Origin of the sequence: Bradyrhizobium genosp. L (assembly GCF_015624485.1) — a bacterium.
GTDB lineage: Bacteria > Pseudomonadota > Alphaproteobacteria > Rhizobiales > Xanthobacteraceae > Bradyrhizobium.
Window position 1 is genome coordinate 549,522 of the sequence record NZ_CP061378.1, and the last position, 12,683, is coordinate 562,204.

The 12,683-nt window shown below is 65.1% G+C and carries 9 protein-coding genes and 2 tRNA genes; 7 read left to right on the forward strand and 4 right to left on the reverse strand.

The window, feature by feature from the left end; translation table 11 throughout:
* Window positions 1-69: 69 nt before the first annotated feature.
* Window positions 70-816: a LuxR C-terminal-related transcriptional regulator gene (locus tag IC762_RS02555; RefSeq protein WP_195787094.1), complete on the forward strand. Its 747-nt coding sequence runs from the start codon at window positions 70-72 to the stop codon at window positions 814-816.
* On the opposite strand, the gene IC762_RS02560 is transcribed toward IC762_RS02555, so the two are convergent.
* Both IC762_RS02560 and IC762_RS02565 read right to left on the reverse strand, forming a co-directional pair.
* A complete protein-coding gene (locus IC762_RS02560) occupies window positions 811-2,184 on the reverse strand; it encodes an ATP-binding response regulator (RefSeq protein ID WP_195787095.1) in 1,374 nt (457 codons plus the stop codon). The two genes, IC762_RS02555 and IC762_RS02560, sit on opposite strands and share 6 nt — an antisense overlap.
* Window positions 2,181-3,350, reverse strand: coding sequence for an FIST N-terminal domain-containing protein (locus IC762_RS02565; protein WP_195787096.1), 1,170 nt, complete (start codon window positions 3,348-3,350; stop codon window positions 2,181-2,183). The genes IC762_RS02560 and IC762_RS02565 overlap by 4 nt, the downstream gene beginning before the upstream one ends.
* Before the next feature lie 445 nt (window positions 3,351-3,795).
* Here IC762_RS02565 and IC762_RS02570 point away from each other — a divergent pair, with 445 nt between their 5' ends.
* Window positions 3,796-5,829: a methyl-accepting chemotaxis protein gene (locus IC762_RS02570; RefSeq protein ID WP_195787097.1), complete on the forward strand. Its 2,034-nt coding sequence runs from the start codon at window positions 3,796-3,798 to the stop codon at window positions 5,827-5,829.
* Between the two features lie 164 nt (window positions 5,830-5,993).
* Here IC762_RS02570 and IC762_RS02575 read toward each other — a convergent pair whose 3' ends face one another.
* Window positions 5,994-6,362 (reverse strand): DUF3175 domain-containing protein, encoded by a 369-nt coding sequence (locus tag IC762_RS02575; protein ID WP_195787098.1) that lies wholly within the window; start codon window positions 6,360-6,362, stop codon window positions 5,994-5,996.
* Window positions 6,363-6,600: 238 nt separating this feature from the next.
* Here IC762_RS02575 and IC762_RS02580 point away from each other — a divergent pair, with 238 nt between their 5' ends.
* The 4 genes from IC762_RS02580 to IC762_RS02595 all read left to right on the forward strand — a co-directional run bounded on the left by IC762_RS02580 (window position 6,601) and on the right by IC762_RS02595 (window position 10,985).
* Window positions 6,601-8,046, forward strand: a complete 1,446-nt coding sequence (locus tag IC762_RS02580; protein ID WP_195787099.1) for an MFS transporter — start codon at window positions 6,601-6,603, stop codon at window positions 8,044-8,046.
* A gap of 3 nt (window positions 8,047-8,049) precedes the next feature.
* Window positions 8,050-8,892 carry a trehalose-phosphatase gene (otsB, locus tag IC762_RS02585; protein ID WP_195787100.1) on the forward strand — a complete coding sequence of 281 codons (843 nt, stop codon included), beginning with the start codon at window positions 8,050-8,052 and terminating at the stop codon, window positions 8,890-8,892.
* 210 nt (window positions 8,893-9,102) lie between these two features.
* Window positions 9,103-10,554: an alpha,alpha-trehalose-phosphate synthase (UDP-forming) gene (gene otsA, locus IC762_RS02590; protein ID WP_195787101.1), complete on the forward strand. Its 1,452-nt coding sequence runs from the start codon at window positions 9,103-9,105 to the stop codon at window positions 10,552-10,554.
* 341 nt (window positions 10,555-10,895) lie between these two features.
* Window positions 10,896-10,985, forward strand: a tRNA-Ser gene (locus tag IC762_RS02595).
* Window positions 10,986-11,294: 309 nt separating this feature from the next.
* Here the strand turns inward: IC762_RS02595 and IC762_RS02600 are convergent.
* Window positions 11,295-11,371, reverse strand: a tRNA-Arg gene (locus tag IC762_RS02600).
* Window positions 11,372-11,496: 125 nt separating this feature from the next.
* Here IC762_RS02600 and IC762_RS02605 point away from each other — a divergent pair.
* Window positions 11,497-12,576 (forward strand): LLM class flavin-dependent oxidoreductase, encoded by a 1,080-nt coding sequence (locus tag IC762_RS02605; RefSeq protein WP_195787102.1) that lies wholly within the window; start codon window positions 11,497-11,499, stop codon window positions 12,574-12,576.
* Window positions 12,577-12,683: the final 107 nt, after the last annotated feature.

Below are 12,683 nucleotides of genomic sequence, written 5' to 3' on the forward strand. Positions count from 1 at the left end.
TCTTTGAGGTAACGTCGTGGCCAAAATGGCCGCCCAAGAGCGGCCTGGGAGGACCGCGCAGCTTTGACCATGACCACAACCGCGCCCCCGGCGGAGCCGCCGCCGGTCAGCAAGGCGGATGCGCCTCGGCTGCTCATCGTCGAGGATCATCCGCTGTTCCGCGCCGCGCTGATCGGCGTGATCGGCGCCGAATTTCCCGATGCCGAGGTGCTGCAGGCGACGTCGATCGACGGCGCGCTCGACATCGTCGCCGCGCGCGAGGATTTCGATCTGATCCTGCTCGACCTCTCGATGCCCGGCACGTCGGGGCTGCTCGGCGCCTATCGCGTCCGTGCCGCCGCGCCGCGCAGCGCGCTCGTTATCGTCTCCGCGCATGACGATTCCCGGATTGTCGGCAGCGCGATTGCGCTCGGCATTTTCGGCTACATCCCGAAGTCGACGCCGAAGGCCGAGCTGGCGCGGCTGTTGCGCGGCATACTCGACGGCGACGTCAGCCTGCCGAAGCGCTTCCGCGATGCAGCCGCCGCCAGGCGAGGCCAGGCCGACACGAGCGGCCTGCTGCAGCACCTCGGCCAGATGACGGCGCAGCAGCTGCGCGTGCTCGACATGATCTGCCACGGCCTGCAGAACAAGCATATCGCCTACGAGCTCGACATCTCCGTCACCACCGTGAAGGTGCATGTCTCGGAGATCCTGCGCAAGCTCGGCGTCCGCAGCCGGACCGAGGCGATCATCGCCCTGTCGAAGCTGGACTTCGGCAAGCACGACCATGCTCCGGTGACGGCCGCGTCGGCATCGGAAGGCGAGGATTCATAACCGAACCGCCTGTGGCTCCGAGGCCAGCAGGAACGACAGCAGTGAGCGCATCTCGGCGGGCTTGATCGGCTTCTTCAGCAACTCATGTCCGAACGCGGAGACGCTCGAGGCGGCGGTCGCGGAGTAATCGGCGGTGACGATGATCGCCGGAACCGCGCTCTTGATCTCGCTGCGGATCACGTCGACCGCGTCGATGCCGGTTTCACCGTTGTCGAGATGGAGATCGGCGATGATGGCGTCCGGAATGCCGTCCAATGCCCGGATGCGCTCCAGCGCCTCGGTCTTGGAGATCGTCACCGCGACGTCGCAGCCCCATTTCTCCAGCAGGCTGGCGAGGCCCTCCGCGCTCGAGAGATCGTTCTCGATCAGCAGGATCTTGGCACCCTCCATGCCGCCATAGCGGTAGTCGACGCTGACCTGCTCGCGAACCGCCGTAGCGACGGGATCGGCACTGCGCGGGACGGTGACCGAGAACACCGAGCCCTTGCCCGGTCGCGAAGTCAGGCGGATGTCGTGGCCGAGCACGCTGCCGAACCTGCGCACGATCGAAAGGCCGAGGCCGATGCCCGCCTTGTCGGCGGCGCCAGCCTCGCCGCGCTGGAATTCGACAAAGATCGCCTCGCGCTGGGCTTCGGGGATGCCGGGTCCGGTATCGTGCACCTCGATCCAGATGTCGTCGCCGCGGCGGCGGCATCCCATTACGACGCTGCCGCGCTGGGTGTAGCGCAGCGCATTGGCGAGCAGATTCTGCAGCACCCGCCGCAGCATCAGTGGATCGGACCGCACCACGGCGGAGGACGGGACGATCTGCAGCGCGAGATTGCGCTTGGCGGCGGTCGGGCTGAATTCTTCGCGCAGCGGCTCGAACAGCGCCGCGATCGCGACCGGACCGAATTCCGGCTTGAGCACGCCGGCATCGAGCTTGGAGATGTCGAGCAGGGTGCGCAGCATATCCTCGAGCGTCGCCAGCGAGCGTTCGATCTGGTCGGTCAGCGCGATGCCCTTGGCCTCGTCGATCATCTCCGTCAACGCCGACAGCGTCAACCGCGCCGCGTTCAAGGGCTGCAGCAGGTCGTGGGTGACCGACACCAGCACCGACGATTTCAGCGAACTCGCCGCCTCGGCCTGCTGCTTGGCCTGCAGCAGGCGGCCGTTGGTCTTCTCCAGCGACTGCAGCACCTGCTTGAGCTGCTGGGTGCGGTCGCGCACCTGCTGGTCGAGCGCGATCGCGGTCTCGAACAGCGAAAACGCGTTGAGCTGCTGGTCGGTCGAGCGCTCGACGCGCGACATCAGCGCCGCGTTGATCTTGCGCAGCTTCTCGGCCTCGCGCTCGAGCGCCGCAATGCGGCTTTTGCTGCTGTCGGTCATCGTGGTGTGGCGGTCCGCTTGCCGATGGCGACCCCGGTCAGCGTCTGGTTGACATGCATGGAGCGATATTGCTCGCCATAGGTCTGAAAACCAACCACCTTGTTGCGGCGATAGAGCTCCGACATTTCCCGCGACAATTGGTGCTGCTCGACGTCGAGCCGGCGCAGCACGCATTCGAAGCCGATGAACACCGAGATATCGCCGAGCTCTTCGCTGATCTCCTCGAGCAGGTCGCTGGTCGCCTCGACCGGATCGCGCTCGCGCGCCACCGTCAGCACCATCCCCTCGTCGATCGCACAGAAGAATTGCAGCGAGCCGTCCGGGTTGGTGCGCTGGATCGAGCGTGCGTAATAGGAACCGCCGACGCGGACCAGCAAGGGATGGGCGGCAAAGGAGAACAGTTCGAGCTTGCTGTCGCTCAGGCCCACCGCGCGCGAATATTCCAGCGCCGCCGGCTCGGCATTGATCTCCTTGACGATGCGTCGCTCGATATCGGCCTCGGTGACCACCATCTTGGTCGAGGTCGGCTCGAAATGATCGCATTTGAACAGGCGGAACGGCAGCCGGGTCCGGACCAGGATCAGGACGGCGGCATCGGTGTAGGCCTTGCCGCGGTGAAAGACCCACGACTTCTCGAAGCGCAGGCCGTCGCCGGCCGAGCCGCCGACGATCGGAATATCGCCGAGCGATGCGTAAATCGCCGACATCAGGGTCTCTTCGCGCTGGCACATCCCGTCGATGAACATCAGGCCGAACGACTCGTGGCCAAGGTCGCAATCCTCGGTGTGCTGCGCGAACTCCTGCTGCAGCTCGGTGCAGACTGATCGCCCCCGATCGACCCGGAATGTCGACAGCTCGAACAGCGGGCGGGCCGCGATCATGAAGTCCGCCGCGTTGAAGCCCATCGCGACCACGCTATCCTCGTCCCAGCCGCCCGGCGTCAGCTCGCCGGCGGTCGTGCAGCCGAAGATCGGCGTGTCCGGCAGTCGCTGCGACAGCTCCGCGATGAAGATCTCGGGATCGTAGAACGGCGACACGAACACGGTGACCATCGCAAGCTCGGTCGTCGCCAATTGGCGCGCGATCTCGTCCGCGGCTTGCCGCGGTCCGGTGGTCTTCGCCTGCGCCACGACGATGCTGTCGGCAGCGCTGCCGTGTGCCTCCAAGGCCTCCTCCCTGACCAACCTCGTCGTTATCGGCGCAAGCGAACCCGCGCGCGTCGCCGCCTCGTACAGATTGTACGGCGTTGGCGCGCTGTCGGGTTCGCCGGAATCTCACTTGTGGCAATGGGACGTGTCCGCGGGCGGGCGCTGCCGCCGGCAGGTCCGTTCGTCGCAAGCACCCGTGGCGCCGTTCGACGCGATGACATGGGACTCCTCCGATGTAGTCGCTTGGCCCGCGCAGGGCCGAGTTTGATTGGTTCTAACCTATCGGGCCCACCGGGCGCGTCAATCGCCGGACCCTTCGTCCTGGGCCGACCAAGGTAGTATCGGCCGAATCGGCCGTACATTTACCCAGCCTTATCCATTGTCCCTTAGCTTTGCGCGCCGGGGACTGGGGCGGGCTGCTGCCGGACCCCGTGTGGTTTTCAGAATGAAGACGAGGGGCGGCATGACGGGGCTGAAGCGATCGCGTTCGATCAAATTCCCAACCCTTCGGTTCCGCGCCAAGATCATGCTCGGCTTTGCCGTGACGCTGGCGCTGTCGGCGGCCACCATGGGCTTCGCCTATATGGGCTTCGAGCGGGTCTCCGCCGGGGTCGGCTCCTACCGCCAGAGCGTCGCAGAGGCGGATCTCGCCCGCAACATCGACCGCGAGCTGATTTCCTATCAATCGCTGACGCGCTATTTCGTGCTGACCGGCAAGGAAGACGATGCCAAGGCCGCGCTCGAGGCCGAGACCAATCTGAAGGACGCCATCCAGGCCGCCAAGAAGGGCACCACCAGCCCGGCCCGGCTCGAGCAGCTCGCCAACCTCGAGCGTGAGTTCCAGGCCTTCACCAAGATTTTCGCCGAGATCGTTAGGCTCAAGGACGAGAGCGCGCTGACCGCGCAGAACAAGCTCACCCGCAGCGCGACCTCGATGCGCTACAAGCTCGACGACCTGCCGAGCAACGCCGATGATTCCGAGCTGCAGGCGATTCAGTTCGGCGCCAAGAAGGTGTCCGACCAGATCGCGTCGATCACCGGGGCGGCCAACACCTTCATCGTCAACGGCGACAAGTCGGTCGCCGCCAGCGCGCTCGCCCGGCTGAAATTCGCCGATAATCTGGTCAAGGCGATCACCTCGAAGGACCAGCGGATCATCCAGGGCGTGAAGGAAATCACCGGGCTGCTGGACGAGTACCGCGAGGCGCTCGCCAAGCTGATCGAGAACTCCAAGGCGATCGATGCGCTGACCGGCCAGATGACGGCGTCCGCGTCCGGCATCGGCGACGTCTCGGCTGCGATGACCTCCGACCTGCTCGCCGACCAGAAGCGGCTCGATACCGAATCGCACGCCACGATCGGCGAAACCGAGCGCTTGATCTTGATGCTGGCCATCGGCGGCCTCGTGCTCGGAATTGTCTGGGCGTTCCTGCTCGGCAAGGGCATCTCGAAGCCGATCGCGGCGATGTGTGCCGCGATGCGCGAGCTCGCGGCGGGCAATTTCGAGGTCGTGCTGCCCGGCCTCGGCCGCAGCGATGAGCTCGGCGAGATGGCCGGCGCGGTGGAGGAGTTCAAGCTCCAGGCGGTCGCCAAGGCCGAGCGCGACGCTGCGAGCCAGGAATCGCAAAATAAAGCCAGCGCCGCCGCCCGGCGTGCCGAGCTTATTCGTTTCGCCGACGAGTTCGAATCCGCCGTCGGCTCGATCGTCTCCAACGTGTCGGCCTCCGCCGTGCAGCTCGAGTCGGCGGCCGGCACGCTGACCCGGACTGCGGAGACCACGCAGAATCTATCCAGCCAGGTCGCCGGCGCCTCGGAGGAGGCCTCCAGCAACATGCAGTCGGTGGCGTCCGCGACCGAGGAGCTCTCCGCTTCCGTCGACGAGATCGGCCGCCGCGCCAAGGAATCCAGCCAGATCGCCGACGCCGCGGTGCGTCAGGCCGAGCAGACCGATGCGCGGATCGGCAAGCTGTCGCGCGCCGCGCAGGAGATCGGCGACGTGGTCAAGCTGATCACCGCGATCGCCGAGCAGACCAACCTGTTGGCGCTGAACGCCACCATCGAGGCGGCGCGGGCCGGCGATGCCGGCCGCGGCTTCGCGGTGGTCGCCTCCGAGGTGAAGTCGCTGGCGAGCCAGACCGCCAAGGCCACCGACGAGATCTCCAACCACATCGCGGGCATGCAGTCGGCGACACAGGAATCAGTCGCCGCGATCAAGGAAATCGGCGGCACCATCGGCCAGATCTCGGGCATTGCCACCAACATCGCAGGCTCGGTCGAGCAGCAGAGCGCCGCGACGCAGGAGATCGCCCGCAGCGTGCAGAATGTCGCGATCGGCACCCAGGAAGCCGCGACCAACGTCACCCTGGTCAACCGCGGCGCGACCGAGACGGGCGCAGCCTCCGAGGAGGTGCTGCATTCGGCACGCACGCTCTCGGTCGAGAGCACGCGGCTGCGCGAGGAGCTCGACCGCTTCATGGCGAACATCCGCGCGGCGTAAGGCGCGCGCTGGCCCATCCATTATTGTCGTCCCGGCGCAGGCCGGGACCCATAACCACCGCTGTTTGCTGTTGTAGACACAACCGGCCGCGTGCTTTTTGCAACGGCCGCGGCGTGTAGGTCCCGGCCTTCGCCGGGACGACGCTGTGAAATGGCTTGAGCGAACTAATCCCGGCCGAACTGGTGCTTCAATTCGACCTTGGCGCGTTCCAGCCGCGCGCGCTGCGCTTTCGGCAACGTCGTTCCCGCGCGGTTGATGTAGAAGGTCAGCATCGACAGCGCGGAACGGTAGGCGCCGCTCTTGCGGCGCGTGCTGTGCTCGGCCGATTGTTTCAGCGATGCCGCGATCTTCTTCGCGCTGGTCAGCTTGAACACGCCGCCCTTGAGATCGAGCGCGTCACTCTCCTTTGTGACGCGCTGCGACCAGCGCCTCGATGGCGCCTTGCGTGTCGTGCGCTTGCGGCGCGCCGTGCCGGTCGGTCGTGCTGCGGATTTTCGTGCCGTCTTGCGCGTGGCCTTTTTTCGTGCCGCCATCATCGCCTCCATGACTTCTGTGCCGAAAACAGCGTGCCGCGGGCTCTGTTCCTATTCGGTCTGGTTCGGTCTGGCGGAACCCAGGCGCCGCGCCGACGTTAACTCGCCGTGGCGGGCAATCGGTTTGCCGCAATTTTGGGAGCGAGAACCTTGGAGCACGTCGTTCCAAGGTTTTTCTCATTGGTCCGGCGCAATGGCTTTGCAGCGAACACATTCGAATCCTGCGACGACGAACGAAATGTCTGTGCCGGTCGCGCAGGACAACGACCGTATCATCGAGACCTCGATCCCGGTTCGGCTCGACAGCCTGCACTGGAGCGGCTTTCACACCCGCGTCGTGCTGGCGCTCGGCATCACCTGGATCCTCGACGGGCTCGAAGTGACGCTCGCCGGCGCCTTGTCGGGCGCGCTGAAGGACAGCCCGACGATGAGCTTCTCCAATGCCGATGTCGGGTTCGCCAGCAGTGCCTATCTTGCCGGCGCCGTGCTCGGCGCGCTCGGCTTCGGCTGGCTCACCGACCGGATCGGGCGCAAGAAGCTGTTCTTCATCACGCTCGCGCTGTACCTCTCGGCGACCGCCGCGACTGCGCTGTCGTGGAATGTCGCAAGCTACGTGCTGTTTCGTTTTCTCACCGGCGCCGGCATCGGCGGCGAATACACCGCGATCAACTCGACCATACAGGAGCTGGTGCCGGCGCGCTACCGCGGCTGGACCGATCTCGTCATCAACGGCAGCTTCTGGATCGGTGCCGCGATCGGTGCATCGAGCGCCATCGTGCTGCTCGATCCCGCGGTGCTGGCGCCGGACCATGGCTGGCGCATCGCCTATTTCACCGGCGCAGTGCTCGGCCTCGTCGTGCTGTTGATGCGGATGTGGATTCCGGAAAGCCCGCGCTGGCTGATGATCCACGGCTATCCCGACGAGGCGCACAGGATCGTCGGCGATATCGAGCGGAGTGTGCTCGGCCACGAGCAATCCGGCGAAGGCTTCGACAAGATCAAGCTTCGGATGCGCGATCACACGCCGTTGCGCGAGGTCGCGGTGACGCTGTTCTCGACCTATCGGGAGCGCGCGCTGGTCGGGCTGACGCTGATGGCCGCGCAGGCGTTCTTCTACAATGCGATCTTCTTCACATTCGCGCTGGTGTTGACCGATTTCTTCGGTATCCCCTCTGATAAGGTCGGCTGGTACATCCTGCCGTTCGCCGCGGGCAACTTCCTCGGGCCGCTGCTGCTCGGCCATTTCTTCGATACGCTGGGACGCCGCACCATGATCGCGGCTACCTATGGTGTCTCGGGTGTGCTGCTGGCGGTGTCCGGCTATCTGTTCTCGATCGGCGCGCTCAGCGCGCAAGGGCAGACCATCGCCTGGATGGTGATCTTCTTCTTTGCCTCGCCGGCGGCGAGCGCCGCCTACCTCACCGTCAGCGAGACCTTTCCGCTCGAGGTGCGCGCGCTTGCGATCGCCGTCTTTTACGCGATCGGCACCGGAATCGGCGGCGTGATCGGCCCGGCGCTGTTCGGCGTGCTGATCGACACCGGGTCGCGCAACAGCGTGTTCGCCGGCTATCTGCTGGGGGCGGTCCTCATGGTGGTCGCGGCTGCGGTCGGGTGGCGCTACGCCATCGCGGCGGAACGAAAATCGCTCGAATCGGTCGCCAAACCGCTGGCATCTGTGGAGTAGACTATGACGAAACATGACGTGGCCGAGATGCAAATGCCCAAGGATCCCAAGGATGACGACACCGTTCCCGATGCCCCGCGCAACGATGCGTCGGCATCGCTGATCCCGCCGCTGGAGCAGACCGCGGTGCTGCTCGACATCGACGGCACGTTGCTCGACTTCGCGCCGACGCCGCGCGAGGTCTGGGTGCCGCCGGAGCTCGCGGTGACCCTGAAGCAATTGCATGCGCGCACCGGCGGGGCGCTGGCGATGGTCAGCGGCCGCTCGCTCAACGATATCGATCTGATCTTCGCGCCAGATGTGTTTCCCGCCATCGGCGGTCACGGTGCCGAGATGCGGCTGCAGCCGGACAGCGAGGCGGTCGCCACGCATTCGCCGCCGCTCGACAAGGAATTGAAGCGCCGCCTGGCGGCGATCGCCAAGCTCAGCCCCGGCATCCTGCTCGAGGACAAGGGCTACTCGCTGGCGCTGCACTATCGGCTGGCGCCGCAGGCGGAGAAGGCGATCTATGAAGCGGTGTCGCTGATCCGCGCCGAGCTGCCGAATGCGCCGATCGAGGTGCTGCCGGGCAAGAGCGTCTGCGAGATCAAGCATTCCGGCTTCACCAAGGCGAGCGGCGTGCGCGAATTGATGCGACACGCGCCGTTCAAGGGCCGCCGTCCGTTCTTCATCGGCGATGACGTCACCGACGAGACCGTGTTTGCGATCATGCCCGACTATGACGGTCTCGCATTTTCCGTTGGCCGCCGCGCTGCCGGGGTCGCCGGTGAATTCGCAGCGCCCGGCAACGTGCGCGAATTCCTCGCGCGACTGCTCGACGTCGACAGGGACGTGAGCCTGTCCTGATCGAGTCAATTTTGCTCGCAACAGATCGGAGCGCGATGCTTTTGCATCGTCGCATCCGCGTCGCCCGCAACTTTAACTTTTCTTTTCGCGGGTTCCTTCAGGTTCCTTCGCGATTCGTCAGAATCTGGCTTCATTTGGGAGATTCCTTGCGTCGGAACCATCTTGATGAATGGTTGTTAATACGCGAGTTGACCCACAGGAGGGGACCTGGTGAACCTCGTCGTCGTTTCCAACCGCGTTTCGCGCGGAAAACCCAATGAACCCATGACGGGGGGCCTGGCAGCAGCGTTGCTGCCTGTCGTCGAAAAGACAGGGGCAATATGGGTTGGTTCCAGCGGACGTGTCCGCGATGGCCAGCAGAAGGAACCGTTTGCGGAAGTCGAAGCGCTCGGCGCCGGCGCGCTGGCGATGCTCGACCTGCCGGCCGCGCATTATGGCGGCTACTATGAAGGCTTCGCCAATTCGGCGCTGTGGCCGGCGCTGCATTCGCGCGCCGATCTGATTCGCGCCTCTCACGGCGACTATGCGAGCTATCGCGAGGTGAACGCGTTCATGGCGCGGGCCCTGCTCCGGTTCCGCAAGCCGGATTCGATGTTCTGGATCCAGGACTATCATTTCCTCGCGCTCGGCGCCGAGCTGCGCGAACTCGATGTCACGCAGCCGATCGGCTTCTTCCTGCACACGCCGTGGCCGGCGCGCGCGGTGATCTCGGGCGTGCCCAATCATCGCGAGCTGATCGAGGCGATGCTGGCCTATGACCTGATCGGCTTCCAGACCGACGAGGATCGCGAGAACTTCCTGAGCTATGTGAGCTGCGATCTCGGGCTTGCGGTCGAAGACGGCGCGATCGTCTCGTCGTACGGCCGCACCCGCGCCGCGGTGTTTCCGATCTCGATCGATCCGCAAAAATTCGCGCAGCAGGCCACCAGGGCGATGACGCATCCCGACGTGTCGCGGTTGCGGCGCAGCCTCAATGGCGAGAAGCTTGCGATCGGCGTCGACCGGCTCGACTATTCGAAGGGGCTGGTCAACCGCATCAAGGCGTTCGACCGGATGTGGGCGCAACATCCGAATCTGCGGCGCTCGGTGTCGCTGCTGCAGATCGCGACGCCGTCGCGCGGCGCGATCGAGGCCTATGGCAATTTGCAGAGCGAAATCGCCAAGCTCGTCAGCGACGTCAACGGCGCGCATGGCGAGGTCGACTGGACGCCGATCCGCTATCTCAACAAGGGTTTCGGCCAGGGCGTGCTTGCCGGCCTCTATCGCACCGCGCAGGTCGGCGTGGTGACGCCGCTCAAGGACGGCATGAACCTGGTCGCCAAGGAATATGTCGCCGCGCAAAATCCGGCCGATCCCGGGGTGCTGGTGCTATCGAAATTCGCCGGCGCCGCCAACGAGCTCGACGCCGCGCTCCTGGTCAACCCGCATGACATCGACGGCATGGCGCGTGCGATCGCGACCGCGCTCGCGATGCCGCTGACCGAACGGCGGGTGCGCTGGGAAGCGATGATGGCTAAGATCAACGCCAACACCATCCAGCAATGGTTCGCCGACTTCATCGAGGCGCTGCAGGACACGAATGGCGTGGGAAACGTGGCGCCGCCTGAGCCGCCGCAACTGTGGCCGCGCCGCACGGCCGACGTCGTCGCCCGCTATCGCTGAGCGGGCATCGAGCCCCGGAGCGCGCAGCGACGAACATTCGTGGTCGGGTCGCGGCCTTGGCCCGTCGGGTAGTCACACAGCCCGTCACATCCGTCATTTCGGGCTCGCGCCAAGCGGCACGCGCCGGAATGAGGAATGGTGAAATGCCCGGCTGTCTCCATTGATTTGCACTTCGCCCGGCCAATTGGCGGCCAAATGCATGCAGCGCTCGGCAGAGCCGCCGCATGCGGCCGAGGTCAGCCCGAAATTATCCAATATTTTCAACTGATTGTGGAAATTTCGAAGGGAGCGCCTGCGCTCCCTTGCAAAATCCGCCCCGGGCCTTCAAGAGAGGGCCTCCCGGAGAGATGGCCGAGTGGCTTAAGGCGCACGCTTGGAAAGCGTGTGTGCGGGAAACCGTACCGTGGGTTCGAATCCCACTCTCTCCGCCACTGCTCACATCTCTCTTCAGAATCCAGTCATTCGAATCGACGGCAAAGCAATGAGCCGGACGATGACGAATGTCGCTGCCGATGCCGCGACGTTACGCCTGGGTCGTACGATTGCGCATCCGAAAAATGCGCGCGGTGACACCCCCTCGCAGAAACAGACGATGAAGGCGGTCGAGGTTTCGCGCAAAAGCTGGACGAACTCACGAGCAGCGGCGAGTTGGAGAGTTGCACCGAAGGCACATCGCGCCGCATCACGATCAGATCGATCGATGACAACATCGAGCGGCGAGACAAAACCCTGAAATTGGCTGGCGCACCCGACACGATTCGAACGTGTGACCTTTGCCTTCGGAGGGCAACGCTCTATCCAGCTGAGCTACGGGTGCGTACACGGTTCATTTAGCTGATTGGTCCTCTCACGGCAACGGCGTTGTCTGGCCGGGCACAGGCTGTAAGCTGCCGGGCCGATATGACAGGCCGCGGAAGAGGCCGTTTTCGAGGGAGTTGACCGATGCGTCCGCTGGAATTCGGCTGGTATCTGCCCACGCATGGCGACACTACGGCCTACGGGCTGATGGAGGCGCAGATCGCGGGCTCGCCGGAACTGTGCGAGCGCGTGGTCAAGGCCGCCGAGGCGGCCCGCTTCGAATATCTCCTGATCCCGGTCGGCTCGGTGTGCTGGGAGGCCTGGATCACGGGCGCGTTCATGGCGGCGCGCTCCTCGTTCATCAAGCCGCTGATCGCAGCACGGCCGGGCTACATCAATCCGGTGCTGCTGGCGAAGATGATCTCGACCTTCGACCAGATGTCGGGCGGCCGCATCTGCATCAACCTGATCGCCGGCCAGAACGAGAGCGAGGTCGAGGCCGAAGGCGTGCGTCACGCCAAGGAGAAGCGTTACGCGCTGATGGAGGAGGAGGTCTCGATCCTGAAGGCGCTGTGGACCGCGCGCGGCCCGGTGCATTTCGAGGGCAAGTTCCATCAGCTCTCCGGCGCGCATATCCGGCCGCGGCCGCTGCAGCAGCCGTTTCCGAAATTCTATCTCGGTGGCGGTTCGCGGCAGGCCTGGGAGTTGTCGGCGAAGCATTCCGACGTGCATTTGTTCTGGGGCGACCTGCCGGCGCGCATCGCCGAAAACATTGCCGAGATCAGGCAACTGGCACGCGCGTACGGCCGCGAGGATGCGATCGGCTTCGGCATGCGGCTGCAGGTGATCTGCCGCGAGAGCGAGGCCGACGCCTGGGCGGCGGCGGAGCAACTGGTGCGTCACGCCACCGAGCGGCAGAAGCAGGAGATGAAGACGCTCTACGTCAGCTCGGAAGCCAACCAGCGCGTGCAGCAGCTCGCGCGCGACTACGGCGATCTCCTGATGCCGCATCTGTGGACCGGGATCACCAAGGTGAGGCCCGGCGCCGGCATCGCCGTGGTCGGCAATCCCGAGCAATGCGCCGCGACGCTGCAGGCGTTCATCGACGCCGGCTGCCATTCGTTCTGCCTGTCCGGCTATCTGCACGACGAGGAGGCGGAGCGGTTCGGTCGGCTGATCCGCCCGATCCTCGCTGCCAACAATCGCGGGCGGCTCGCCGCCTGAGGTGCGATGTAATGGCTTTCCAAAGTTTCATGCTCAAATCGCACCGGGCATGCGATGACGTGGGCCCGATCGCAGCGAGCAGCGGTGGGTCACCGACAGGAGTTGAA